We start from the raw sequence: 24,811 nt of genomic DNA, 5'->3' as shown, positions 1-24,811 counted from the left end.
GATTTAAAGCTTTCAGAAAATGAGTGAGAAACTAAAAATTGGAATTACCATAGGGGATGTTAACGGAATTGGGTTAGAAGTTATCATTAAATCATTGACCGATACCCGTATACTGGAATATTTTACACCTATAGTCTATGGTAATACAAAGGTTGCTTCATTTCATCGGAAAGCTATTGGTATCCAAGATTTCAGCTTTAATGTCATCCAAGCGGCGGAACAAGCCAATCCCAAACGCCCGAATATGATCAATTGTTGGCAAGAGGATGTGAAGATATCCTTGGGCGAGCAGAACGAACTGGGCGGTCGGTATGCTTTTTTATCGTTAGAAAAAGCTGTCGATGATCTGCAAGCAGGTAAAATTGACGCGTTGGTAACGGCGCCTATTAATAAGCATAATATTCAGCAAGAAGGTTTCCAATTCCCAGGGCACACAGAATATCTTCAGTCGAAGGTAGGCGCAGAAGATGTCCTGATGTTTATGATTAGTGACGACTTGCGTATTGGAGTAGTCACGGGGCATATACCGGTGAAAGACGTCGCGTCGGGCATTACACAGGAAGCGATCTTGCAGAAGTTGGTGATGATGAACGAGAGTTTGAAAACTGATTTTTGGGTTCAGAAACCGAAGATTGCCGTTTTGGGCCTGAACCCACATGCCGGTGATAATGGTCTCATTGGAACGGAAGACGAAGAAATTATCAAACCGGCCATACAGCGCGCTAATGAAGCGGGCATCTTCTGTTTTGGTCCTTATCCAGCCGACGGTTTGTTTGCGAGTGATGCCTATACCAAATTTGATGCGGTATTAGCCATGTACCACGATCAGGGATTAATTCCATTTAAACACATTGCATCCCGCAAAGGAGTGAACTACACGGCGGGATTACCTTTTGTTCGCACATCACCCGATCATGGAACCGGCTACGATATAGCTGGAAAAAATATCGCTTCCCATGAATCATTTTTAGAGGCTATTTTTTCCGCAGTGCATATTGTGCAGCGCCGTCGCGAACAGGCAGAGCTGGCTTCCAATCCATTGGCTTTCCGGCGCTTGTCTAAAGATCGGGATTAATACAGTGTATGCAAGGTACGAATACAGAGAAATCCGAGCGTACGTATTCAGTCCCGTGCACGCCAATGCCAGCACTTTGATGCTGATTTATGTGAAATAATCTGTATTTTTGCGACTTAATAGGTTTGGGCCTAGAGAAGTTTGCTATGCGAGAAAATTTACAACATCCTATTTTTCAAATAATCAGAGATTTAGCGGATAAAGAAAAGTTGGCGTGTTATGTGATAGGCGGTTATGTTCGTGACCGAATCATGCAACGTTCCTTCAAAAATGACGTCGATATCGTGGTTATCGGAAGTGGGATAGATTTCGCTACGAAGCTCGGGGAGGTCTTACAAACGAAGGTGGCTGTTTATAAAAGTTTTGGGACTGCGATGCTGGTCTATGATGACATTCATGTCGAATTTGTCGGCGCTCGTCGAGAATCCTATCGATCAAATTCCAGAAACCCGATCGTGGAAGATGGCACCTTGGAAGACGATCAGAACCGGCGCGATTTCACGATCAACGCCATGGCTTACTGCTTGAATAGTCATTGCTACGGGGAATTGGTAGACCCTTTCCAAGGTCTGGCCGATATTCAACATCGCTTGATCCGAACGCCGCTGGATCCGAATATAACCTTTTCAGATGATCCGCTACGCATGATGCGTGCCATCCGGTTTGCAACCCAGTTGAATTTCAAAATCGATATACAAGCTGTGCAAGCGATCGTGGAGAATGCCGCTCGTATACAAATCATATCGAAAGAGCGTATCACAGACGAGCTGAATAAGATCGTGTCGGCACCTAAGCCATCGATTGGATTTCGGTATCTTTTCGATACGGGCCTATTGGCGTATATTTTTCCCGCGATGCAACAACTGCATGGTGTCGACATTATCGATGGACGGGGACATAAAGATAACTTTTACCATACGCTGGAGGTATTGGACAATGTGGCCTCGATGTCGGATGATCTTTGGTTGCGCTGGGCTGCCATTATGCATGACATTGCTAAACCTGCCACCAAGCGTTTTGACAAACGTATAGGCTGGACTTTTCACGGACACGAAGATCGGGGTGCTCGTATGGTACCCAAGATTTTTGCCGAACTGAAACTTCCCTTGAACGACAAAATGAAGTTTGTACAAAAACTGGTTCAACTTCATTTGCGTCCAATCGTATTGGCCCAAGATATTGTCACTGACTCTGCTGTCAGACGATTATTGTTTGAAGCAGGAGATGATATTGATGCGCTCATGTTGTTGTGCCACGCTGATGTGACGACAAAAAATGAGTTTAAGAAGCGGAAGTACCGGGACAACTTCGAACTGGTTAAACAAAAATTAAAAGATGTCGAAGCGCGCGATCAGATCCGTAATTGGCAGCCTCCGGTTTCGGGGGAGGACATCATGACACTGTTCGGACTTGGTCCAGGTCGCGTCATTGGTGTCATAAAAAATGCCATGCGTGAGGCGATTCTGGAAGGTGAGGTCGAAAACAACCGGGAAGACGCGCTTCGGTTTGTGTTCAAAAAAGGAGAAGAAATGGGGTTAATACGGAAGAATAATACCGTACTTTAATTTTTTAAAAAATATTGTAATTTTATCTTTCGATAGAAAACTAAACGATACGACAAAGAATGGCTATTTACAGATTTCGAGTGACTTTTGAGGATTATGAAGATGTATATCGGGAAATTGATATGCCCTCTAAAGGCACATTTTTAGAATTACATGAAACCATCCATCGCTCTACAAATTATCGGTCGGATGTATCCTCGTCCTTCTACGTCAGTAACGACCAGTGGAAAAAAGGGACTGAAATTGCCTTGCTTCCCGCAGCTAGAAAAGTGGAGAGCGGTGTGCTGTTGATGGAGAATATTCGCTTAAGTAAGTTTATCGATGACCCGCATCAAAAATTTTATTACATCTATAATTTCGATAAACCCTATGACTTCCATGTGGAGTTAGTCAAAATATTGAAAGAGGAAGATGGCAAGGAGTACCCACTCGTTTTCAAATCTGTAGGAGAGGCACCTAAGAACGCTGCAGCATCAAACTTCCCATTATCGACAGGACTTGCTGATGACGATGATGATGAAGACGATGCACCTGTCGATGATACGGAGTATGGTGTAGACGATGATGAGGATTTCGATATGTTTGATGATGAAGAAAGCGAGGGAGGGAGCGAAGGAGAAGGTGAAGAAAAAAAATCGAGCGGTTACGAAGATGAATACTAATCGGGAACGGAGCGGTTCGTATATGTACACAAAAATACCTTAGGCAATCCCTAGGGTATTTTTATAGGGAATGGCGTGAAGAAAAAGAAACTTATTGTTGTTGTTGGGCCAACTGCCATAGGAAAGACGGCTATGGGCGTCGCTTTGGCCAATCATTATGACACGGAAGTGATTTCCGCAGATTCTCGGCAATTTTACCGGGAGATGTCTATTGGTACGGCCAAGCCAGACGAATTCGAACTGGCGCAAGCTAGACACCATTTTATCCATTCTCATTCTATAACAGAAGAGTACTCCGCTGGCGATTTTGAACGGGATGCGTTGGCCTTGTTGGATAACTTATTCCGAAAACATGACCAAGTCATCGTAGTCGGCGGATCAGGTTTGTTCGTCCGGGCGTTGTGTGAAGGTTTAGATGATCTCCCTAAGGCTCCTGTCGAAGTTAGAGACCAGTTGAATCGTCTTTTTTTGGAGCAGGGCATAGAACCGCTTCAAGCGCGTTTAAAAAATGTTGATCCTGTATATTACGAGCAAGCGGATGTGCAAAACCCCCAACGTGTGATCCGCGCATTAGAAGTCTTCGAGGCCACGGGAAAGCCATTTTCCGCTTTCCGAGCGGGAAAACTAGAAGAGAGACCTTTTGATGTGATTACGATCGGACTGAACATGGATAGAACGCTCTTGTACGACCGCATTAACCGCCGTGTGGACCGAATGATGGAAACAGGGCTACTGCAGGAGGTGAAGTCCCTGAAAGTGTATCGGGAAAAGCCTGCACTATTGACGGTGGGTTACGCAGAACTGTTTGCCTATCTGGATGGACAAAGCACGTTAGAGGATGCCGTGGATCGCATTAAACAAAACTCCCGACGGTATGCAAAGCGGCAAATTACCTGGTTTAAAAAGTATGGTGATACCCGGTGGTTTGAACCAACAGCGCTGAACGACATCGTTGCTTACATTGATGCTAAAACTGAAGGCAAGTAATGAGGCATAAAAAAAGGCGATTTTTAAATCGCCTTTTTTTATCGTACGTCTATACAATGAAATTCCATCCAAAAGGATCTTCAATTTTTCCGTAACGGAGTTGGTTTAGATAGTCTAGTACTTTATTCGAGAATTCCCGACCTTCCACCGGCGGCAGGTCATAGTCCTGTCCGTTAAAACCAATTTTAGAAATATGGGTAATGGTTGCTGCAGTTCCAGCGGCAAAGGCTTCGGAGACACTTCCATCTTTAATCCCATCGATCAATTCCTGTACGGATACTTTACGTTGTTCGGCTTTATATCCCCATTTCTCGGCAAGTTCAATGATGGTACGTCGCGTAACACCGTGAAGGATGGTATCGCCATGCGGCGTGATAATCGTATCGCCGATACGGAAGATCAGGTTGGCCGTACCCGCTTCTTCGATGTACTTGTGTTCAGCGGCGTCGGTCCACATGATCTGATCATACCCTTCTTCATTTGCGAGTTGGGTAGGATAAAGCGACAAGGCGTAATTTCCTGCATTTTTGGAAAAGCCAACTCCTCCTTCGGCCGCCCGTGTATAGAAAGTTTCCACTTTCAAGCTGATTGGTTTGCTATAATATGCACCTACTGGACAGGTGATCACAATAAACTGGTAAGAGGCAGAAGGATGTACTCCCAAAGCAGCTTCCGTACCAAACATAAAAGGTCGGATATACAGTGAGGTACCATCTACCGACGGAACCCAATCGCGATCCACGTTGAGCAACTCACGAAGTCCATCGATAAAAATTTCCTCCGGTACTTCCGGCATTTGCAAACGTTTTGCCGATTTATTGAAGCGCTCCCAATTGCGGTCTGGACGAAAGATACTAACCGTTCCATCTGCAAATTTATATCCTTTAATACCCTCAAAAATAGCTTGGCCATAGTGTAATGCCGACATAGAAGGGCTGACCGTCAGATCGCCATAAGGCACGATGCTGACACTTGTCCAGCTTCCGTTGTCATAGTTAGCCACTAGCATATGGTCAGACATGATTTGACCAAACTTCAGATTGTTGAAATCTACTTGCGAGAGTCTTGATTGTTTCGTTGGCTCTACGCGAATTGAATAGGTATTCGTCTCGCTCATCACATTAAAAATTAAGAATGTGCAATTTAGAAAAAAGAATCTATAGATTCATATCCTTGGAAGCCAAAAAATGAATCGGCAACTATTTTACGAAGGAACGCAGGCGGAAGAAAACGGGAAGGTTCGCTAATTAGGACTCACGTATCATGTGGAGTAAATTATCTAGGTAGGTTCGGTCATTTGCGAGTCGAGGAACCTTATTCTGCCCCCCCAGTTTGCCTCGGGATTTCATCCAGCGATAGAAGGTGTCCTGTTTGGCATTATGGATGATAGGGAAACGCAAAGCCAAATCTTTGAATCGTTTAGCGTCGTAATCGGAATTTATTTCTCGTAATGTAGCATCTAGTTTTTCACAAAACGACTGGAAATCGGTGGGCTGTTTTTCGAACTCGATAATCCATTCGTGTGCGCCCGCTTCGCCTCGACTGAAGTATACTGGACCAGCCGTATAATCCCGTATGATGGCTTCTGTTGCTTTGCAGGCTACGGACAATGCATGTTCCGCATTGTCTACGATAACTTCTTCTCCAAAGGTATTGATGTAATGTTTCGTCCTTCCAGAAATCTGAAAACGAAACGGAGACAGTGAGGTAAATTTGATGGTGTCGCCAATTTTATAGCGCCACAACCCAGCGTTGGTGGAAATAATCAGTGCATAGTTTGTGCCGAGTTCCACTTCATCTAATCCCAGCGTTTTGGGGTGCTCGTCGTGGATATGCTCCATCGGGAGAAACTCGTAATAAATACCATAATCGAGCATGAGCAATAAGTCGTCTGACCCCGATTCGTCCTGCAGACCGAAGTAACCTTCCGATGCATTATAGTTTTCCAGATAATACATGTTATCCGAGGGGATTAACTGCTTAAATTGCTCACGGTAGGGTTTGAAGCTGACACCACCATGGCCGTAGAATTCCAGATTGGGCCAAATTTCCAGTAGATTGTCTTTGCCGGTTATTTCTAAAACGCGTTTGGCCATAACGATGTTCCAGGTTGGAACGCCTGCGAGGCTAGTGACGTTTTCTTTAACGGTAATCTGAGCAATTTGTTCTATTTTTTCTTCGAAGTTCGGATTGAGCGTTACTTCTAAATTGGGGGTGCGTTTAAATTCTGCCCAGAACGGAAGATTACGGATAAGAATGGAAGATAAGTCACCGTAATACGAGTCCGGGCTAAAGTTGTTAATTTGTGAAGAACCGCCGATGACCACCGATTTGCCAGTAAAGACCTTGCTTTCCGGTTTATTATGGCAATAAATGGAAAGCATATCTTTTCCGCCTTGGTAGTGACAATCTTCTAATGCTTCCATACTGACCGGAATAAACTTCGATCGTTCGGAGGTCGTCCCCGATGATTTTGCAAACCATTTGATGTCCGATGGCCAGATGAGGTTTTGTTCTCCTTTGATCATTCGATCGACATATCCTTTTATATCGTCATAATCTTGGATAGGAACTCGGTTTTTGTACTCTTCTGGCGTCAAAATACTGTTGTAGTCATATTTTTTTCCCCACTCGGTAGCCTCTGCTGTGGAGATCAAACTTTGAAACCACTCTTCTTGCACATCGTGTGGATATTTCATAAAAAGCTCAATCTGATGAATGCGCTTTTTCATAATCCACGTGAAAAGAGAATTGAGTATTTCCATAAGTCGACGCTTGTAGGCTTAGTTTATAGTTTTTTTCTTCGAAGCTCAAAGTGGCGGCCTAAGTAAAATTTACGCGCTAATTCATTTTCCGCGATTTCCTCAGGTGTGCCGGTCAGCATTATTTTTCCTTCTGTCAAGAGGTAGGCCCTATCCGTTATCGACAATGTTTCCTGTACGTTGTGGTCGGTGATCAAGACGCCGATATTTTTACGCTTAAGCTTCGAGACAATGGTTTGGATTTCCTCAACCGCAATGGGATCGACTCCTGCGAAAGGCTCATCCAGCAGAATAAAGTTTGGGTTTGCAGCAAGTGCGCGCGCAATTTCGGTACGCCGACGCTCTCCTCCGGAAAGTAGGTCACCGCGATTTTTTCGCACGCGATGTAAGCTGAATTCAGTTAGGAGCTCTTCCAGTTTTGCCACCCGTTCCTCTTTATTGGGATAGTGGATTTCGAGCACCGCGAGAATATTATTCTCGACCGATAGTTTACGGAAAACAGACGCCTCTTGTGCCAAGTATCCGATGCCTTTTTGTGCACGCTGAAACATCGCATCCTGGGTTATTTCCTGTTCATCCAAGAACACGTGACCATCGTTTGGCTTAATGAGGCCTACGATCATATAAAAAGAAGTTGTCTTTCCAGCGCCGTTAGGGCCCAACAAACCTACGATTTCTCCTTGTTCGACATGGAAAGAAACATCATTGACAACAGTCCGTTGCTTATATTTCTTGATCAAATGTTCGGCCTTTAAAATCATCTGCTCTTTGAATCGTTTGATTACAAATATATTTTAATAACGGATTGCTTTGATATTTAATTGCAAATTCTTTTTTCCCCGCCAGTTATTCTCTTCAATGGTATAGCAAATGTCAAACGGACGACCGCTATTGATATGATCTATCGCACTCGCCAGTCCGAAGCCAATGCATTCAAATGAGCGCGATTGTCCATGGATAACGGTTATTTTCAAGTGGTTAGCGCCAACAATATATCCCGTTCCATGCACCTGACGCGTCAGTAAAATGGGAGCTTCATTTTGCGGGCCGAAAGGCTCAAATTGTTTTAGGATTCGATGGAATTTGGCGTCGATGTCCTGCAATTGTATTTCGGTGTCAATCAAGACCTCCTGTTGGAGCATTTCCGGTTTAATGCTGTTACTGACAACCAGTTCAAATTTTTCCTGAAAAGCAGGGACGTTTTCCAAACGCATGGTCAATCCTGCAGCATATTTGTGTCCTCCGTACTGTTCGAGGAGATCACTGCATTCACTCAATGCCTCGTATAAGTCGAATCCCAGAACCGAGCGGGCTGAGCCTGCAATATGGCCGTTGGTCTGCGTGAGGATGATGGTCGGTCGGTAATACTTCTCGGTAAGGCGTGATGCAACAATACCGATGACACCTTTATGCCAGTCTTCTTTAAATAATACGGTGGACTTTCGTTGTTGGAGCAGAACATCGTTGTTGATGATATCCAGCGCTTCCTCGGTGATCCTGAGATCGAAATCCTTCCGCAAATTGTTTTGGTCGTCCACCGTTGTGGAAAAATCTTTGGCCTCTTGCAATGATTTGGATATAAGCAACTTCACGGCGTCTTTTGCATGTTCAATTCGGCCGGCCGCATTGATGCGAGGGCCGATCTGAAATACAATATCATTCACTGAAAATTGTCCGGTTTTGTTGGAGGACAGGTTAATCAGTGCTTGTAGGCCGCAATTCGGGTTTGTATTCAACTTTTTCAAGCCGAAGTGGGTCAAAATTCGATTTTCTCCCGTGATCGGTACAATATCGGAAGCTATGCTCACGGCCACGAGATCAAGATATTGATACGCCAATTGTATGTCCATCCCGTTTTTTTGGATGAAAGCCTGAATTAGCTTAAAACCAATACCGCAGCCCGAGAGTTCCTTATACGGGTACGGACAGTCGGATCTTTTCGGATCGAGTACAGCCACCGCGTCGGGGATGTTTGGGCCTGGTAGGTGGTGATCTCCAATGATAAAATCTATATTCTTCGATTTGGCATAGCTCACTTTTTCGATTGCTTTGATACCACAGTCCAATGCGATTATAAGCGTGAAACCATGCTCCGCAGCGTAGTCGATGCCTTTTGTCGAAATTCCATAGCCTTCGAGATAACGGTCTGGTATATAAAATTCTAGACCAGAGTGGAAATCTCTGAAAAAGCTATACACGACGGAAACGGCAGTCGTTCCATCCACGTCATAATCTCCATAGATGAGTATCTTTTCTTTATTGCCGATCGCTTTTTCAATACGCGATATGGCTTTTTCCATATCTTGCATCAAGAAAGGGTCGTGCAGCATGTCCAACGAGGGCCTGAAAAAGAGTTTTGCTTGCTCAAAGGTGTCGATGCTGCGGTGAAGAAGTAACTCAGCGATGACCGAACTTATACCAAGCTCGTCGCGCAATTTGTTGGTCTTCTTTACATCATTTTTTGGCTTTACTACCCACCTTTTTTGCATATCTTTGCAGCTGTATTAACGTGTAAATATACGTTTTGTAAATTGGTTTACCTAATGCATGTCCGGTCTCGCAGAAGAAGGCCTTGTGGCATACGTGTTTACAGAAAAATTAAAAAATGGTGCAGGCATTCTCCCTCTATGAGGGCTCATTCTCAGTTGATGCTTCTAAAGCTTTTGTTCCTTTCGATCCGAAAAAAGACGACCCACTTACGCGTAAAGGTTCTATCTTTGTCCATGTACATCCGTTTCTAGTCGTTGCTGACGACGGTTTGATCGTATGTGATACGGGACTAGGTTTTCGGGAAGCAAATGGGGAATTACTAATTCATGAGAATATCCGTCGGAAGGGTTACGAACCCGAAGATGTAAAGTATGTGTTGATGTCGCATTTGCATAAAGATCATGCCGGTGGCATGGTTGATTTTAAAGATGGCGTAGCGCGGATCGCTTTTCCCAATGCGGAATATGTGGTGCAACGTGGTGAATGGGAATATGCATTCAGCGGAGAGAATTCGTCGTACAAAACCGAGATCTTCGATGTGATCCAACGGAGCGGTAATTTGCTGCTCGTGGACGGGGATGGAGCGGTTAATGAGCAGATCTCGTACGTGCTGAATGGGGCGCATACGCCGTTTCATCAGGCATTTCATATCCGTACAGGCGGAGCGCATTATTTCTTTGGCGGGGACGTTCTGCCGGAACCTGAAGAGATTTTTAAAAATTTCATCGCAAAATACGACTATGATGGCCGTTTGGCGCGAGATCTAAGACAAGCTTATTGGCTGGAGGGACGCGCGGATGATTGGATCTATCTGTTTTATCATTCAAAGAGCATAGCAATAGGGAAGGCAGAGCAGCGAGAAGACGGCAGCTTTAAAATTATTGATGTTTCTATTTAACCGGGAACCTAGCGCGAGCTGCAAGCACGCGCTAGGGGTGTCACCTGACGATTCTCCTTTGTGCTGGCACGAGCTGTGTGCTCGCGCTAGCGATGTCACTGAAGGTTCTTCTTTAACGTCGGCGCGATCGCCCCTAAACAGGATTAGGTTGTAAAATTCCGAGCTAGCACTACCGGTTCGAGACAACCTATTTTTTTGCCTTCAAGTGCACATCCAGTGTAAAATCATCGGCAATCGCCCGGTTGCCCAAGTCCGAGAAGAAGCTTGCCGAACGATACTTGATATCGTAGTCTAGCCGGTTCACTTTAATGCCTTTTGCTTCCGCTTCAAACATGTCATTTGTGCTGGCGATAACCTTTGCCGGGAAGGAGATCGATTTTGTAATGTTTTTAATCGTCAAATTTCCGGTAATGACAGGAGACGGCTTACTGTTATCCACTTTCGTAATCACAAATGTAGCCGTAGGATGATTCGGTACGTCAAAAAAATCCTCATTTTTTAAATGTCCGGTCAGTTTTGGTGCGTCTGTGCACACGAGGGAGTTCATGTCAATTTGAAACGATCCGCCGGTTATCTGACCATTTTGTGTTTGAACTTGACCACTTTGGAGCTGTATCGTGCCGACATGGCCGCCAATGACTTTTTTTGCCTCCCATTTTAGCGAAGATCCCTGTGTATCTATGGTGTAAGCCGATTTTTGCGCAAAGGTCATTGATAATGCACCGACAAATGCAAGGAGCAATAGGATTCTTTTCATCTTTTAGTTTAATTTATTTTTTAGATACTCAAACTTAGACAAAGTTTTCGTGCTATGCAATTTAGATCAGATGCGACGAGTCATTTATTTTGTTGTTTGCTCCTCCAGATAGAGCCATCTACTCAAAGCTATGTGAGCGGTAGGAAGCAATGCATATACTCAGGTATTTCGCCATATTTTTAGTAAATTTGTCTATAGTGTTACGCAGTATTTGTTTAAATACAACATCAATTAAAATTTTTTGCTATGTCTATAGTTAGAGAAAGTGACTTGATTGGTATTGGGAAAAAGTACCAAATCGAGACGGAAGCGGGCGACAACATGGTGGTGGTGATCCACGACGATGGAAAGCGTGAGCTTTATCGTTCGGAAGATGACGACAGTGAAACCCATTGTGTCATGACACTTTCGGACGAGGAGTCTCGACAGGTCGCAGGAATCATTGGAGGCTTATCCTATAAGCCAAAGGCTTTGGAAACCATTGAATTTGCATTGGACGATTTGCGGATCGAATGGTATAAAGTAGGGGAAGCCAATGACGGTGTAAATAAAAGCATCGGACAGCTAGGGGTGCGTCAGCGGACCGGAGCTTCTATCATTGCGGCGATCCGGGAAGACGAAACCATCATCAATCCAGGTCCCGAGTATGTGATTGCTCCAGGTACCACATTGGTTGTTGCTGGAAAGAAAGCGAATATTAAATTGTTAAAAGAAATTCTAATTTGATTCTATGTTGTCACCTACCTTAGTATTGGAAGTTGGTATAGCTGTTTTTTTAGTGGCAGTGGTTGGTCTTTTGGCGAACCGTCTGCGTTTTTCGGTCATTCCTTTTTTCATTATCATAGGTATGCTGGTAGGACAACATGCCCCTCAGTTTGGGCATATTGACTTGACGTTTACAGAGAGTAAGCCCTTTATCGATTTTATGGGGCGGTTGGGCGTTCTGTTTTTGCTCTTTTATCTTGGACTGGAATTTTCGGTAGGCCGATTAATGAAATCGGGCAAGGCGATCGTTACGGGAGGATCCATCTATGTCGCATTGAATTTTGTATCTGGGCTATTGGTCGGATGGTTAATGGATTTGCCATTTAAAGAGCAAATGGTATTATGCGGCGTCATGACCAGTTCGTCTACTGCGATTGTTGCGAAGGTATTGACCGATCTTAAGCGCACGGCAAACCCCGAGACCGAGGTCATCATGGGCATGATCATGTTTGATGATCTGTTTATCGCGATGCACATTTCCTTTCTTTCCGGTCTTATCCTTACTGGTGGCACATCGTTTTGGTCGGTAGCCGGCACGTCTTTCTTAGCACTAGGTTTTATCCTAGCATTCTTGGTTTTGGGCAGGAAGCTCGTTCCAGCTATCGATAGACTTTTGCAGGAAAAATCGTCAGAGCTTTTTATCCTGATTGTCTTTAGTCTGCTCTTTATCATTGCCGGGTTTTCCGAGACCATTCATGTGGCGGAGGCCATTGGTGCGCTAATGGCAGGACTTGTTTTTGCTGACTCTAAATACATCAAAAAAATTGAGGGGATGATATCGCCGTATCGGGATTTTTTTGGAGCGATGTTCTTCTTTAGTTTCGGTCTATCTATCGACATGTATACCCTAGGCGGTGCCGTCGGTTGGGCGGCTTTAGCAGCTGTCGTAACGATCGCTGGCAATTTGGCTTCGGGATACTTTGCTGCTCGATTCTCCGGTCGAAAACCAAAGGCTTCGTTCGATATTGGTTTTACCCTGTCCGCCCGTGGTGAATTTTCCATCATCATGGCGAACATTGGTAAGGCCGGAGGACTGTTGCCGATCATACAATCTTTTGTCGTCGTCTATGTGCTTATCCTGTCTATCGTATCCCCACTTCTTACAAAAGAGTCGAGAAATATATGGCATGCTTTATTTGGGAAAGACCAATCAGCACATAAGCCCAAAAAGACGTTGGAACAGCTTGAACAGTCTGTTAAAAAGTCGTCCTAGCAATATGCGCAGCTCTCTTTTTGTCTAATCATTGGGTTTTGCCTATAAAAAGCCGAGTTCCAATTTGGCTTCTTCACTCATCATATCCTTTGTCCACGGCGGATCGAAAGTCAGTTCGACAATCGCATCCTTGATGCCTTCGATACCCGATACCTTTTCCTGAACTTCGTTCATGATTTCGCCGGCAACCGGACAGCCGGGAGCCGTTAATGTCATTACAATTTTTGCCGTACCGTCTTCTTTGGTAATAATTTCGTACACCAATCCCAGATCCACAATATTTGCGGGCTTCAGTTCTGGGTCGTAGACGGTTTCGAGTTGTGCTTGAATCTCTTTTGCAAGATTCAGTCGGTCCATGATTATAATACTCATCTTTCTTTTTGTTTTACGGATTCTGTTACTGATCGGGCGGGAGTTCCTTTTTTTGCTCCTCACAGGCGATACCGCTAGGCCCGTTGTTCGGCGATCACTTGCTGGTAAATGGTCAGCAGTCGATCCATATTTGCGGTCAAGGTATACTGCCGTCTGTAGCTGAGTTGACATTGCATCGCAATTTCCTTTTTTTTCGCTGCATCCAAATGCGCCCAAGCCACTATTGTCTTGCGGATGTCTTCCCCACTAAAGGGGTCAAAGCGCATCCCTGTAGACAAAGGTAACACCATTTCCGCTAAAATGCCAATGTTGCTCGCAAGCACTGGCGTGCCTTGGGCAAATGCTTCAATAATTGTCATGGGCATGCCTTCGAAACACACGGAAGGGACAATAAGTGCTGTCGTTTGGCATATGGCTTCGGCTAGCACATCCTGCGGCTGAAACCCGTGATAATGAAGGTTGGGATGCTTATGCACCATGGCCTCTACTTGGCGCCGCTGGGGGCCTGTACCGTAGATGTCCAAATGAAAAGGAAGATCAGCAAAAGCCGCTAACAGGGGCAAGATACCCTTTTCTTCCGCAAGCCTCCCGATGTAAAGGAAGCGCTGAGAACGTTCTTGCGGATGCTCGATAACCGACAGTGCATTGGGTCGGACAACAAACTTATCCCGATGAACCGGAAAAGTCGATTGCTGAAAGAGCGTGCGTGCAAAATCAGACAAGACGATATAACGGGCAACGGCCTGCCATGTTCCCAGCTTTCGGTGTAGCCAATAGGTAAAGCCCGTTACGAAAGTCTTTACGAAAGAATGATCTAAGACGCGTAAGCGGATTGCCTTCCATGGGAAATCCTCGTGCAGACTGTCTGTAAAGATTTTCCCCTTGAAAAACAGGCTTGCTGAAGGACAAAGCAATCGAAAATTGTGCAAGGTGCATACAATCGGGATATTTCTTTTGACAATCGCCCGAATGAACCAGGGCCCCATGGCGTAATGCATGTTGTGTATGTGGACTACCTCCGGACGGAATTGTACAATAGTTTCGGTTATTTGGCGGCTCATCCGTTTATTGAAAGGGTAGCTCATATATTGAAGCATGCCCTTGATTCCCTTTTTATTTTGGATGGTGAATACTGCTACTTCATGCTCTTTCGAAAGGGCGTCGACCTCCTGACGAAAGACTACATCTTCTCCTCCGGCGTGTTGGTAAAAGTTATGTATAACAAAAATGCGCATGTAGCAGGAATTTTCACAAAGATAGGATTTCTGCGGTAAAGACAGGTAGTTGCAAACGGTTCGGATATCTTCATATTATCCTTATCTTCGCATATCATTTTTATATTATGTTCCAAGAATTAGTACACGCCAAGATCTTTCAAGACTATTTATCGACTGCATATTTCCCACATACGCCAGCAAATCTGTACGAGCCCATTCGGTATATCATGTCGTTGTCCGGCAAGCGTATACGTCCGTTATTGGTGCTGATGGGCGCGGAGCTATTTGACAGCGAGGTATTGGAATCCGCTTTACCGGCGAGTGCTGCCATTGAGTACTTTCATAATTTTTCATTGATTCACGACGATATCATGGACCGCGCCCCATTACGACGTGGGCAGGCTACCGTTCATCAAAAGTGGAACGACAGTGTTGCGATTTTGTCGGGCGACGGTCTGTTGGTCAAAGCGTATGAAGAGTTGGCAAAGTGTCCCGCGCACAAAATTGGCCCTTTATTACGGGTGTTCAACAAAACCGCGCTAGAAGTCTGCGAAGGACAGCAATATGATATGGATTTTGAATCGCGTGCGCGAGTGAGTGAAACCGAATACATCGAAATGATCCGATTGAAAACCTCTGTGCTCTTAGGAGGGGCTTTACAGATGGGCGCAATCCTTGCCGGGGCAGATGAACGAGCACAAGAGTTGATCTATTCTTTTGGTGTTAATCTTGGCATTGCATTCCAATTACAGGATGATATACTGGATGTCTATGGCAATCCGGAAACATTTGGCAAACAAGTTGGCGGCGATATCTTATCAAACAAAAAAACCATTCTTTTTGTCAAATTGGATGAGTTGGTTAACGCAGAAGATCGCGTCGAATTGGGACGATTGTTTGTCAGCACGGTAGAGGACGAACCGGAAAAAGTGAATAAAATGAAAGCGTTGTACGCTAAATATGATATTCAGACGTTAGCTATATATCAAAAGGAAAAATTTACCACGATAGCGTACGATAAGCTTCAGGAGATTCCGGTTGAAGACAAAAAAAAGAAGGTTCTTTTTGCGCTAGCCGATGCGTTGATGAACCGTACGCAGTAGTATTTTCGGTACGAAAATTGATTAAATCCTAGTTTTTTAGTAATTTGTCAAAACATTCATTACAATTCAGCGATTGGGCATGGTAGATATGGAGCCAATAAAAATTACAATATTTCAGGCATACTTATTTTGGGAGAACGTCGAGAAGAATTTAAATAATCTATCCCTACGTTTGTCTGCATTAAAAGAAAAGACAGATCTCATTCTGTTGCCTGAAATGTTCAATACAGGTTTCACCATGAACGTGGAAAAGGTCGCCGAAACAATGGATGGTCCGACCATGCATTGGATGTATGAGCACGCGAAGGCCTACGATTGTGTGGTGGCCGGAACGCTTATTGTGGCGGAAAACGGACAATTCTTTAACCGCTTTGTTTGGATGTCTCCTGATGGAAATTTCGTGCATTACGACAAGCGTCATCTGTTCGGATTAGCGAATGAAGATAAAATATTTACACCGGGGAATTCACGTATTGTGTTGGAGCTCAAAGGTTGGAAGGTGTGTCCCATGGTCTGTTACGACCTCCGGTTCCCAGTGTGGTCGCGCAATTTGGGCGGAGCCTACGACCTACTCGTGTATACAGCCAGCTGGCCAGATAAACGTTCTGCACATTGGCGGGCGCTCATACCCGCACGTGCTATTGAAAATCAAGCGTATGTGATTGGCGTCAATCGGGTCGGTTACGACGGCAATGAAATTTATTATTCCGGGGGGTCGATGTGTATCTCGCCCATGGGTGATGTGGTTTACTACAAGCCAGAAGATGAAGATCTCTATACATTCACATTAAATCCTGCCGATCTGGTTAAAGCGAGGGAGCATCTCCCGTTTTTGAAAGATGCGGACCATTTCACGTTGTAGCGTTGTTTTGCGGATTCACGGTCGCTCTCACTTTTCCTTCGAGCGACGTCGTCTTTCAGGAGCCTAGTGCTGGAGTAATTTGAGGTTTATGGACTAGGCGTGTGGACGATGGAGTATAGCCGACTGAATAACAGCCTGCCTTAAATCAAACACCGTTGCGTTCGATTCGGTTTCTTCCAGTTGGATTTGCACCGATCCAGTTTTTGTTTTTTTTTCCGCTTTTCTCTTTTCCCTTATCTGTTGCACCTCTTCGGGATAGTCGTTTACACGTTCTTCTTTTCGTTTAGCAATAACGGGTGGTGCAGGTTTCGGCGGGAGTGGTGCCGCGACCGTTTTGGTTTGAGGAGCTGGAGGAGGAACAGGTACAGGAATATGCGGTTGTCTACGGCGTGCTTTTTCCTGTTCTTTCTGGAATTCAGAATAGATCTTGTAAATCACACCGCCAATAATCAACAGGGCCGGTAAAAAGTTCTCCATAGTTGTAAATTTAACAAAAAGCGTGAAATATCAAATTTTATTTGCAATATAAAAGCTTTTTTGTTTTGTTTGTATAAACAACTAACCTAAATATTATCCAATATGGCTACAAATTTTGAATATGCCGACGAATTTTTTTCGTTTTTAACGGGGAAGGCTACCGCCGCTTTGGCGCGTCGTCTGCAACGCAATCTAAAAGAAGAAGGGATCAGTATTACATCGGAGCAATGGTCGTTGCTCTACTACTTGTGGATAGAAGAGGGCAGGACGCAACAGGAACTTGCTTGTCTAACTTTTCGGGATAAACCGAGTGTTTCTCGTTTGATAAATAACCTGGAAAAATTGAAACTTGTTATGCGTGTGAATGATAAAGAAGACAAACGGTCGAACCTGATCTTTTTAACGAAACAAGGACGGCAGCTGCGGGAGGCCTGCATGCGACAGGCAAAGCGTACGATCGGTCAGGCATTGGAAGGGCTAAATTATGACGAAATGGTTCGAGCTAAAGATACGTTGGAAGTATTGTACAGTAACTTAAAATAAAATTTACGGATAGGAGAGAGTTATACAGCTGGATAATCTTGCCTTTAGAAGATTATCCAGCTGTTTGTTTTCTGTTGGCGGCATGTTGTTGGAACATAACCTGCTTCCACGAGGGATGAGGCGATTCTATAGCTCTTGCGGTTCAAAAGCGCTGTGGCTATTGACGAGCTTACCCGTGTCTTTGAAATAAATTTCTTGAAAACTCAAGGTACGGATGTTGTCCACTTTGCGGAAGAATTTGTCGGCAGACACATCGTCTAACGTTTTGAAGCCACATGCTTCCATTATTTCCACGGTAGCGCGTAAGGTATTTCTATGGAATTGTGCTACGCGTACATATTTATCCTGTACGTCGAGTGCCTTATACAGTTGTGGCCGCTGTGTAGCAACACCGACAGGACACACGTCTTCATTACATTTTAGCGCTTGGATACAGCCCAGTGCAAACATCATTCCGCGTGCACTATAGCATGCATCAGCGCCCAAGGCGATTACTTTGAGCAGGTCGAAGCCGGTTACAATTTTACTAGAGACTATCAGTTTAATATGTTTTTTTACGCCGAATTGAATCAACGTCGTCGTAACGAACGTTAAAGCGTCGTATAGCGGCATACCAATATTATCAGTAAATTCCAGGGGAGCAGCTCCCGTACCGCCTTCTGCACCGTCGATGGCAATGAAATCCGGAAAAATTTGAGTCGTCAACATGGCATGACAGATATCGATAAACTCTTGTTTATCACCGATACACATTTTAAAACCTACTGGTTTATAAGCGGACAGTTCCCGTAATTTCTGAATGAAATGCATCATTTCTTCTGCTGAACGGAATGCACTATGTGCCGGAGGAGACATTACGTCTGTACCAGGTACCACGTGCCTTATTGCTGCTACTTCAGGCGTGTTTTTTGCAGCCGGAAGAATACCTCCATGGCCAGGCTTAGCTCCTTGGGAAAGTTTTAGTTCAATCATTTTGACATATGGGCGGGTGGCTTTTTCGGCAAATAATTCCGCATCAAACATACCCATTTCGTTTCTGCAACCAAAATATCCAGTACCGATCTGCCAAATAAGATCCCCACCGCTGATATGATAGGGGCTGATTCCTCCTTCTCCCGTATTATGTGCAAAATTCTGTAGGGCAGCACCTTTATTTAGGGCCGTAATGGCCGTCTTGCTTAGGGCGCCGTAGCTCATGGCCGATATGTTGAATACACTGAGGCTATACGGTTGTTTACACAGGTGGTTTCCTACCGTAGTACGAAGGTCATGGTTCTCGATATGACACGGAAACACGGAATGTGCGACCCATTCGTTACCTACCGCTTGGGGATCGGTTTGCATACCAAAAGCAACGGTTTCCCGTTCGTTTTTTGCACGCTGGTAGACGATGGAACGCTGCCGCCGGTTAAAAGGTCGCCCATCCGTGTCAGATTCCCAAAAATACTGCCGCATTTCGGGACGGATACTCTCAAAAAAGAAACGAAAATACCCCAGCACCGGATAGTTACGCAATATCGCATGCTTTGTTTGGAAGCTATTGTACAGTGCTAAGATCATCAATGGAAATGGAACTAGAAGCAACCAAAACCACCGCGGCGTAAAAATGACACCAAAGGATATAATGATCAAGTTGATGATAATTATTGTCGCAAGGATTAGTTTTCTAACTGCCATGATTGAAACTGAAATGTTGTGTATACTTGGATATTGTTATTTGTTTTATTTTCTCGCCTACAAGCGATACAAAGCTAGCAAAAGGCGAGCCATTACAAGTGCGGTATGTTTATGAAGGTGTTATGATCATAATCGTACGATTTGTGCAAAATTAGGAACTTATTGGCTGAAAGCGAAAAAAGAACGATGTTCGGCGAAGATTTGCTTATTTTATAAAATATAAGTTAAGGAACGTCTTTACTTGCTATTTCTTCGGAAAGTTGTTGATAGATTTTAATCCATCGCGGCTTTTCGCTGAGAAACTGCAAATGCTTATTCATGGTTTGTTGGTCTTTACGTTTAGCCGGACCGGTTTGCACAGAAGCGGGAGTATGGTGCTGTACATTTTCTGCTGTTTGTGCGATAATCGGTTTGAGCAGATCGAAGGGCAAAGCATGATCCTTTAAAATTTGGTAGCTGATATCAAAAAGCGCATTGGTAAAGTTGTTGGCAAATACCGCGGCTGTATGAAGAGCCAGCCGCTGTTCGCTAGTACAAGAAAAGGGTTTGGTCGAAATATCTTGGATCAGATGCAACAGCTTTTTTGCGACGGCGCTGTTGTTGCCCTCGATCCCAAAGGGTACTTGTTGAAGACTGACCTCTATCTGCTTATTGATGCTCTGCGGTGGATAAATAACCCCGTATGCGGAGAACCTGCGCAAGATTGAGATATCTGTCGCGCCAGAGGAATGCACGACAATCCCTTGGATGTTTTGTGGAAGTTGAGTGGCTACTTCCGCGATAGCTTGATCGGAAACGGCAAGGAGATACAGGTCAGCCTGTTCGTTAAGGAGGCGTAGGTCATGAACTGGATCCGTATGCAACAGGGAGGCCAACGCAATTGCGTTGGCCTGTGTTCTGCTGTATACCTGTAAGATCGTGTGCCCAGCCTGCTGGAACGCTTTGCCCAGCTGTGTAGCTACATTTCCGCTTCCGATGATGACAATATTCATGATACGGCTTTTTGTTTCGATATTCTCGCGTCTTTTAGCCGGCGATAAATGGCCATGATAAAACCAATGGTCATAATGATTGTCCCTGCCCAGAAGAAATTGATGTACGGGAATTTAATCGCTTTAAAAACAATCCATTTTTTCTCGGGCAATGGTTTCTGATACAGCATGATTTCGAGCTTGTCCTCTTTCGGTAAGATGTTGGTAAACCGGAACCGTAGTCCTTGTTCGGCGACATCTTTATTGAAATCGTAACTGTTGCCATCTTTGATTAAGAAAATAGGCTCCACATCGTAGGTTTTCTGATCCGCGGCAACCACTTTAATTTTCAGCCCGACAATGAGGTCTTCTGGACCTTTCGGAATATTGTTTAACGTCGCTTCTTTATTTACGCCTTCGATCACATAGAAACCATTTCGATAACGTAGCGTATCGCCTATACTGACCTGATACGTCGCGGGTTCGTCATAGTCTTCGTATCCGGTCTTTTCTTCCTCGGGTACATTAGCGGCTTTGGCTTGCGAATCCGAGGCGGCAGCAGTGATCAATGTATAAATATCGTGGGTCAAATGATGCTTTGTTCCGGGTGTGCCGATCAAACCTCCCATATCGGGGTTGTTCTGAGCGTATGGCCGTAATACAAACGATTCTTTTACTTTTCCGCTCTCTTCATCAATACGCTCGTATTTTATTTTATAATAGACATTTGGAGGTGCAATGCTATCGCCGATATACGTTACTCGATATTCACCCATTTGAACGGGCTCTCCTTCGTTCAAAAATAGATTTTCTCCAGGGTCAGAAAATTTATCACCCTCCTTGCCGAAATTTTGAACAGCAATGTATTTACTTTCGTTGATAGACATTACTTCATTTGTTGCAGCGGCAATCAAAGCACCTAGCAACAATAAAGCAAAGCCTATATGCGCGACAGCCGAACCAGCCAAGCGCCATTTACCTTTAAAAGCATCACCCAATACTCGTGCATTGGCTAACAAGCAGAATACACAGGTGAAGGTAAGTAGCATATACATCACATTACTGTATACTTTCGTAAAATATACGATCGCGGCCGATATAACTAAAGCTATGATAAACGATGCTAATGTCGCGGCCCAAAATTTGTTAGGCGCTGTTTTTTTGTACTTTAAGAATTGTGTGAACGCGGTGAGCAGCATAACAACTACCGCAAAGGCACCTTGCCATTTATTGTAATGCGGTATCGGATCTAATGGAGGCGCGACCTTAGTGCCAAATAGCGCATTGAAGACTGGAATCGAAGTAGTAGCAATCATTTGGATGCACGCTACCGTCAGTACAAGTCCGCCAATAAATAACCAAAATTCCCGGGAATATATATCTTCTTCCTGTTGCGTTGACGGCATGTCCTTACGGCGCCAAACCAGTATGCCGATTAAGATAAGAAGAAATGTGACGTTGAAGACAATAAGCTGTCCCGACATACCCAGGCTGGTAAATGAGTGCACAGATGTTTCCCCGAGTACACCGCTTCTAGTCAAATACGAAGCGTAGATCACCAATACGAAGCTTATTAAGGCGAGGAATGTCGCCGTAAAGAAACCATGTCCAGAGTTTTTGTAAGCCAACATAACATGCACGGCTGCGATCAGTGTAAGCCAAGGTATAATGGATACGTTTTCGACCGGATCCCAGGCCCAGAATCCGCCAAAATTCAATGCTTCGTAAGCCCAGAAGGAGCCCATAATGATTCCTGCTCCCAAGATCATGACCGCGAAAAGGGCCCAAGGCATTCCAGGCGTGATCCACTCTTTATAACGTTTTGTCCAAAGACCGGCTGCCGCATAAGCAAACGGAACCACCATCGAGGCAAATCCCAAAAACAGCGTCGGCGGATGTATAACCATCCAATAATTTTGTAACGTCGCATTTAATCCACTACCGTCCGCTATCATTGAAAGATAGTTTGGGTCTTTAAAAATAGGCGCTTGAAGTGCATCCCGCAGTAAAATAAACGGTGAGCTGCCTATTCTAGATCCGAATACCTCGACGCCAATAAGCATGGATGCTAAGAAGGTTTGACTCAGCATAACAAATGTCATGACCGGTGATTCCCAACTTTTAGCTTTGAAGAGGAGAATAACACCTAATAATACCTGCCAAAACATCCATAACCAAAAACTTCCCTCTTGCCCTTCCCAAAATGATGAAATAATAAAGTGGGTGGGAAGCGATCGGGATGAATGAGCCCACGCGTAATGATATTCAAAAAGATGGTTATAAATAATATAAAATAGGAGCGACCCTATGGAAACAACAGATAATGCATTTAACCAAAAGCCAACGCGCGCGAGTTTTTTCCATGACGTGGTTTCCGGCTCTCTTGTCGCAAAGAAATAACTGATAAAAGATAATAATGCCGCTCCGAAAGAAAGAATCACAAAAAACTGACCCAGCTTGCCCGGTAGCAGCGTTTCTCCAACGTAATTAACGTCCATATATGAATTAAAAATCTATACTAAAGTGAAAAGTTGTACGTGCATGTCCGCCGCACTACAGCCTATTATGTGCTATAAAGATGCGGTGGTTTCGATGACCTCAACTTGGTCTTTGTTATATTTTGATGGACATTTCATCAAAATTTTACTCGCATGGAAGGTATCTCCGTCCATCTTACCGGTTAGAACAATCTGTTCCGATCGTTCAATATCTTGTGGTTTCGAACCATTAAAAACTACTTTACATTCTGTACTATCGTTGTCGTACATGTAAAAAGCAAAATGGTTCGCGTCCTTAACAGGATCGTAATGCAACGCTTTTTCTTTGTTCAATACGCCGACCACATACAGTTCCGTCTTTTTCTCTTTCGCCTCCGTAAATGTGGAATACGTACTCGAATCGGTATAGATAACCAAAATCATCGCAATGGCTACCGCAATAATCACGATCAAGATAATTGAGCTTTTCTTCATAGTGCACTATCTCTAAATAATATGCAAAATTACAAAATGCTTTTGCAAGGAAGGAATTTGTCAAATTTACGGTGTTATTTAGAATTATTCTATTCAGTATAGGTTCTTTTTGTACGTAGCTTGATATCAGGAGATTAATTGTTTTTTTGCGCCACAGATAAACTGGATGCCGTTTTTACCTCAGATAAAAGTTACACGGTTCAAACAATGTCGTCCTCCTGTGGAATAAATCGTTCTTTGGCAAACCGTGTGACCAACATGGCGGCGACAGTATCCCCTGTAGCATTCAGAATGGTGGCCAGTGGGTCCACCAGTGTACCAATGATCATAACAGCGGGGATGGCTTCCGCTGGTAATCCATAAACCGATATCATCAGCATCTCGCCGATATATCCACCATTTGGAATACCACCTGCAACAATCGTCACCAGCACCGTGATGCCTACGGCCGTGACGATCGTAGTCCAGTCGAAGAAATTCCATCCCAGCAGGGAAAAGGCTACATAGATCTTTAAAATCGACGAGATTGCAGATCCGTTTTTGTAGAGCGTATTGCCCAAAGGAATCACCACGTTAGCGATGGAAGACGGAATTCCAATACGTTTTGCTGCAACAAGGTTTGAGGGCATGGTGGCCAGACTGCTGCAAGTGCTTAACGCTGTTAGTGAAGGAATGATATTATTTTTCCAGAATATGATCGGACCCCGCTTACCGTAAGCCACAAATGCATAGATACTAAAAAACACGAAGAAAAAAACGAGGCCGAAAATATAATAAAGTACCATGGGTTTAGCATAAAAGCCAAACAGCTGAGGTCCTAATGTCTTTACCTGATACGCAAAATACGCCCCCAGACCTATCGGAGCAATTTTCATGATGAGCAAAAGGAGCTGTTTCATCACCTCATTGGCGGCAAAAATAAAATGATTAAAAGCCTTTGCGTTATCGCCAGCACGTCGTGCCGAGATCCCCACCAAGAATGAAAAGATGACGAAGGCCAAAATGCTCTGTCTGGATAAGAGCAGCCCAAATTCACTGACGGTAAGGAAGCCCACGATCCGATCACCCCAAGATGTTTTGCCGTCATCCAGCGGATTATCAATCGCAGAGGAAGGGTCCATGCCCGAATTGACCGGAAAGAGGTACAAAGCGACCACCGTTGTCAGTGCGGCAATTGCAATCGTAATTAAGAAAACTATACCCATGATGCCGATAATTCTGCCCAGTTTATGCACACCGTCAATATTAGCAACAGAGGAACTTATGGCAAAGAAAAGGAGCGGAATAATCGACACGAATAAGAGATTCAAAAAAATATCACCAAGTGGCTTCAGGTAGTCCACCCAGCTGGGGAACCATAGTCCAACCACACTCCCAAGGGTAATGCCTAGCAACAGAAGCAGTATACTTCCATAATTTTCGAGAATCTTATTCATAAGGTAA

General features: G+C 44.3%; 23 protein-coding genes. 10 read left to right on the top strand and 13 right to left on the bottom strand.

Features of this window, described 5'->3' with window-relative positions:
* Positions 1-19: 19 nt before the first annotated feature.
* The 4 genes from pdxA (at position 20) to miaA (ending at position 4,289) form a co-directional block, all read left to right on the top strand.
* Positions 20-1,075 (top strand): 4-hydroxythreonine-4-phosphate dehydrogenase PdxA, encoded by a 1,056-nt coding sequence (pdxA, locus tag ACFSR5_RS14570; protein ID WP_380905073.1) that lies wholly within the window; start codon positions 20-22, stop codon positions 1,073-1,075.
* 146 nt (positions 1,076-1,221) lie between these two features.
* A complete protein-coding gene (locus tag ACFSR5_RS14565) occupies positions 1,222-2,640 on the top strand; it encodes a CCA tRNA nucleotidyltransferase (RefSeq protein ID WP_380905071.1) in 1,419 nt (472 codons plus the stop codon).
* A gap of 59 nt (positions 2,641-2,699) precedes the next feature.
* Complete coding sequence (locus ACFSR5_RS14560; RefSeq protein ID WP_380905069.1) at positions 2,700-3,302, top strand: IS1096 element passenger TnpR family protein; 603 nt, start codon at positions 2,700-2,702, stop codon at positions 3,300-3,302.
* 75 nt (positions 3,303-3,377) lie between these two features.
* The gene (gene miaA / locus ACFSR5_RS14555) at positions 3,378-4,289 is read left to right on the top strand and encodes a tRNA (adenosine(37)-N6)-dimethylallyltransferase MiaA (protein ID WP_380905067.1); all 912 of its coding nucleotides are present in this window, start codon (positions 3,378-3,380) and stop codon (positions 4,287-4,289) included.
* Between the two features lie 49 nt (positions 4,290-4,338).
* Here miaA and ACFSR5_RS14550 read toward each other — a convergent pair whose 3' ends face one another.
* From ACFSR5_RS14550 to recJ, 4 genes are all read right to left on the bottom strand, one after another.
* A complete protein-coding gene (locus ACFSR5_RS14550) occupies positions 4,339-5,406 on the bottom strand; it encodes a branched-chain amino acid aminotransferase (RefSeq protein ID WP_380905065.1) in 1,068 nt (355 codons plus the stop codon).
* Positions 5,407-5,536: 130 nt separating this feature from the next.
* Positions 5,537-7,054, bottom strand: coding sequence for a GH3 auxin-responsive promoter family protein (locus ACFSR5_RS14545; RefSeq protein ID WP_380905063.1), 1,518 nt, complete (start codon positions 7,052-7,054; stop codon positions 5,537-5,539).
* Between the two features lie 23 nt (positions 7,055-7,077).
* Entirely contained in the window at positions 7,078-7,812 is a 735-nt protein-coding gene (lptB, locus tag ACFSR5_RS14540; protein ID WP_380905061.1) for an LPS export ABC transporter ATP-binding protein, read from the bottom strand.
* A 33-nt stretch (positions 7,813-7,845) separates the two neighbouring features.
* On the bottom strand, positions 7,846-9,540 hold the full coding sequence (gene recJ, locus ACFSR5_RS14535; protein WP_380905059.1) for a single-stranded-DNA-specific exonuclease RecJ: 1,695 nt from the start codon (positions 9,538-9,540) through the stop codon (positions 7,846-7,848).
* A gap of 116 nt (positions 9,541-9,656) precedes the next feature.
* On the opposite strand from recJ, the gene ACFSR5_RS14530 reads away from it, so the two are divergent.
* Entirely contained in the window at positions 9,657-10,439 is a 783-nt protein-coding gene (locus ACFSR5_RS14530; protein ID WP_380905057.1) for an MBL fold metallo-hydrolase, read from the top strand.
* Positions 10,440-10,626: 187 nt separating this feature from the next.
* On the opposite strand, the gene ACFSR5_RS14525 is transcribed toward ACFSR5_RS14530, so the two are convergent.
* Positions 10,627-11,196: a YceI family protein gene (locus ACFSR5_RS14525; protein WP_380905055.1), complete on the bottom strand. Its 570-nt coding sequence runs from the start codon at positions 11,194-11,196 to the stop codon at positions 10,627-10,629.
* 246 nt (positions 11,197-11,442) lie between these two features.
* Here ACFSR5_RS14525 and ACFSR5_RS14520 point away from each other — a divergent pair, with 246 nt between their 5' ends.
* Positions 11,443-11,922, top strand: coding sequence for a cation:proton antiporter regulatory subunit (locus tag ACFSR5_RS14520; protein ID WP_380905053.1), 480 nt, complete (start codon positions 11,443-11,445; stop codon positions 11,920-11,922).
* A 4-nt stretch (positions 11,923-11,926) separates the two neighbouring features.
* Positions 11,927-13,174 carry a cation:proton antiporter gene (locus tag ACFSR5_RS14515; RefSeq protein WP_380905051.1) on the top strand — a complete coding sequence of 416 codons (1,248 nt, stop codon included), beginning with the start codon at positions 11,927-11,929 and terminating at the stop codon, positions 13,172-13,174.
* A 42-nt stretch (positions 13,175-13,216) separates the two neighbouring features.
* Here ACFSR5_RS14515 and ACFSR5_RS14510 read toward each other — a convergent pair whose 3' ends face one another.
* Positions 13,217-13,546: a metal-sulfur cluster assembly factor gene (locus ACFSR5_RS14510; RefSeq protein ID WP_449325437.1), complete on the bottom strand. Its 330-nt coding sequence runs from the start codon at positions 13,544-13,546 to the stop codon at positions 13,217-13,219.
* 74 nt (positions 13,547-13,620) lie between these two features.
* Positions 13,621-14,781, bottom strand: coding sequence for a glycosyltransferase family 4 protein (locus tag ACFSR5_RS14505; protein ID WP_380905049.1), 1,161 nt, complete (start codon positions 14,779-14,781; stop codon positions 13,621-13,623).
* Between the two features lie 107 nt (positions 14,782-14,888).
* Between ACFSR5_RS14505 and ACFSR5_RS14500 the strand changes: the two genes are divergently transcribed.
* Both ACFSR5_RS14500 and ACFSR5_RS14495 read left to right on the top strand, forming a co-directional pair.
* On the top strand, positions 14,889-15,866 hold the full coding sequence (locus ACFSR5_RS14500; protein ID WP_380905047.1) for a polyprenyl synthetase family protein: 978 nt from the start codon (positions 14,889-14,891) through the stop codon (positions 15,864-15,866).
* Positions 15,867-15,954: 88 nt separating this feature from the next.
* Complete coding sequence (locus ACFSR5_RS14495) at positions 15,955-16,728, top strand: amidohydrolase (protein ID WP_380905045.1); 774 nt, start codon at positions 15,955-15,957, stop codon at positions 16,726-16,728.
* A 93-nt stretch (positions 16,729-16,821) separates the two neighbouring features.
* Here the strand turns inward: ACFSR5_RS14495 and ACFSR5_RS14490 are convergent, their stop codons facing one another.
* Positions 16,822-17,205, bottom strand: a complete 384-nt coding sequence (locus tag ACFSR5_RS14490; RefSeq protein ID WP_380905043.1) for a hypothetical protein — start codon at positions 17,203-17,205, stop codon at positions 16,822-16,824.
* A 102-nt stretch (positions 17,206-17,307) separates the two neighbouring features.
* Between ACFSR5_RS14490 and ACFSR5_RS14485 the strand changes: the two genes are divergently transcribed.
* Positions 17,308-17,748, top strand: coding sequence for a MarR family winged helix-turn-helix transcriptional regulator (locus ACFSR5_RS14485; RefSeq protein WP_380905041.1), 441 nt, complete (start codon positions 17,308-17,310; stop codon positions 17,746-17,748).
* A 126-nt stretch (positions 17,749-17,874) separates the two neighbouring features.
* Here the strand turns inward: ACFSR5_RS14485 and ACFSR5_RS14480 are convergent, their stop codons facing one another.
* The 5 genes from ACFSR5_RS14480 to ACFSR5_RS14460 all read right to left on the bottom strand — a co-directional run bounded on the left by ACFSR5_RS14480 (position 17,875) and on the right by ACFSR5_RS14460 (position 24,804).
* Complete coding sequence (locus tag ACFSR5_RS14480; RefSeq protein WP_380905039.1) at positions 17,875-19,425, bottom strand: FMN-binding glutamate synthase family protein; 1,551 nt, start codon at positions 19,423-19,425, stop codon at positions 17,875-17,877.
* A gap of 224 nt (positions 19,426-19,649) precedes the next feature.
* Positions 19,650-20,417 (bottom strand): Rossmann-like and DUF2520 domain-containing protein, encoded by a 768-nt coding sequence (locus tag ACFSR5_RS14475; protein ID WP_380905037.1) that lies wholly within the window; start codon positions 20,415-20,417, stop codon positions 19,650-19,652.
* Positions 20,414-22,894 carry a cytochrome c biogenesis protein CcsA gene (gene ccsA, locus ACFSR5_RS14470; protein WP_380905035.1) on the bottom strand — a complete coding sequence of 827 codons (2,481 nt, stop codon included), beginning with the start codon at positions 22,892-22,894 and terminating at the stop codon, positions 20,414-20,416. Before ccsA ends, ACFSR5_RS14475 begins: the two co-directional genes overlap by 4 nt.
* 72 nt (positions 22,895-22,966) lie before the next feature.
* Positions 22,967-23,368 carry a cytochrome c maturation protein CcmE domain-containing protein gene (locus ACFSR5_RS14465; RefSeq protein ID WP_380905032.1) on the bottom strand — a complete coding sequence of 134 codons (402 nt, stop codon included), beginning with the start codon at positions 23,366-23,368 and terminating at the stop codon, positions 22,967-22,969.
* A 200-nt stretch (positions 23,369-23,568) separates the two neighbouring features.
* Positions 23,569-24,804: a dicarboxylate/amino acid:cation symporter gene (locus ACFSR5_RS14460; RefSeq protein ID WP_380905030.1), complete on the bottom strand. Its 1,236-nt coding sequence runs from the start codon at positions 24,802-24,804 to the stop codon at positions 23,569-23,571.
* Positions 24,805-24,811 lie beyond the last annotated feature (7 nt).

The organism is Sphingobacterium suaedae, assembly GCF_042684625.1.
GTDB classification, from domain to species: Bacteria; Bacteroidota; Bacteroidia; order Sphingobacteriales; family Sphingobacteriaceae; genus Sphingobacterium; species Sphingobacterium suaedae.
The sequence above is the reverse complement of the archived record's forward strand: the minus strand, read 5'-3'. Positions and strand labels throughout refer to the sequence as shown.

Coding starts and splice junctions, on each gene's coding strand:
- ACFSR5_RS14505 (WP_380905049.1), bottom strand. CDS start 14,781: ATGCGCATTTTTGTTATACATAACTTTTACCAACACGCCGGAGGAGAA.
- ccsA (WP_380905035.1), bottom strand. CDS start 22,894: ATGGACGTTAATTACGTTGGAGAAACGCTGCTACCGGGCAAGCTGGGT.
- ACFSR5_RS14515 (WP_380905051.1), top strand. CDS start 11,927: ATGTTGTCACCTACCTTAGTATTGGAAGTTGGTATAGCTGTTTTTTTA.
- ACFSR5_RS14490 (WP_380905043.1), bottom strand. CDS start 17,205: ATGGAGAACTTTTTACCGGCCCTGTTGATTATTGGCGGTGTGATTTAC.
- ACFSR5_RS14460 (WP_380905030.1), bottom strand. CDS start 24,804: ATGAATAAGATTCTCGAAAATTATGGAAGTATACTGCTTCTGTTGCTA.
- recJ (WP_380905059.1), bottom strand. CDS start 9,540: ATGCAAAAAAGGTGGGTAGTAAAGCCAAAAAATGATGTAAAGAAGACC.
- ACFSR5_RS14560 (WP_380905069.1), top strand. CDS start 2,700: ATGGCTATTTACAGATTTCGAGTGACTTTTGAGGATTATGAAGATGTA.
- ACFSR5_RS14510 (WP_449325437.1), bottom strand. CDS start 13,546: ATGAGTATTATAATCATGGACCGACTGAATCTTGCAAAAGAGATTCAA.
- ACFSR5_RS14530 (WP_380905057.1), top strand. CDS start 9,657: ATGGTGCAGGCATTCTCCCTCTATGAGGGCTCATTCTCAGTTGATGCT.
- ACFSR5_RS14475 (WP_380905037.1), bottom strand. CDS start 20,417: ATGAATATTGTCATCATCGGAAGCGGAAATGTAGCTACACAGCTGGGC.
- ACFSR5_RS14465 (WP_380905032.1), bottom strand. CDS start 23,368: ATGAAGAAAAGCTCAATTATCTTGATCGTGATTATTGCGGTAGCCATT.
- ACFSR5_RS14480 (WP_380905039.1), bottom strand. CDS start 19,425: ATGGCAGTTAGAAAACTAATCCTTGCGACAATAATTATCATCAACTTG.
- ACFSR5_RS14500 (WP_380905047.1), top strand. CDS start 14,889: ATGTTCCAAGAATTAGTACACGCCAAGATCTTTCAAGACTATTTATCG.
- ACFSR5_RS14550 (WP_380905065.1), bottom strand. CDS start 5,406: ATGAGCGAGACGAATACCTATTCAATTCGCGTAGAGCCAACGAAACAA.
- ACFSR5_RS14565 (WP_380905071.1), top strand. CDS start 1,222: ATGCGAGAAAATTTACAACATCCTATTTTTCAAATAATCAGAGATTTA.
- lptB (WP_380905061.1), bottom strand. CDS start 7,812: ATGATTTTAAAGGCCGAACATTTGATCAAGAAATATAAGCAACGGACT.
- ACFSR5_RS14495 (WP_380905045.1), top strand. CDS start 15,955: ATGGAGCCAATAAAAATTACAATATTTCAGGCATACTTATTTTGGGAG.
- ACFSR5_RS14545 (WP_380905063.1), bottom strand. CDS start 7,054: ATGGAAATACTCAATTCTCTTTTCACGTGGATTATGAAAAAGCGCATT.
- ACFSR5_RS14520 (WP_380905053.1), top strand. CDS start 11,443: ATGTCTATAGTTAGAGAAAGTGACTTGATTGGTATTGGGAAAAAGTAC.
- pdxA (WP_380905073.1), top strand. CDS start 20: ATGAGTGAGAAACTAAAAATTGGAATTACCATAGGGGATGTTAACGGA.
- ACFSR5_RS14485 (WP_380905041.1), top strand. CDS start 17,308: ATGGCTACAAATTTTGAATATGCCGACGAATTTTTTTCGTTTTTAACG.
- ACFSR5_RS14525 (WP_380905055.1), bottom strand. CDS start 11,196: ATGAAAAGAATCCTATTGCTCCTTGCATTTGTCGGTGCATTATCAATG.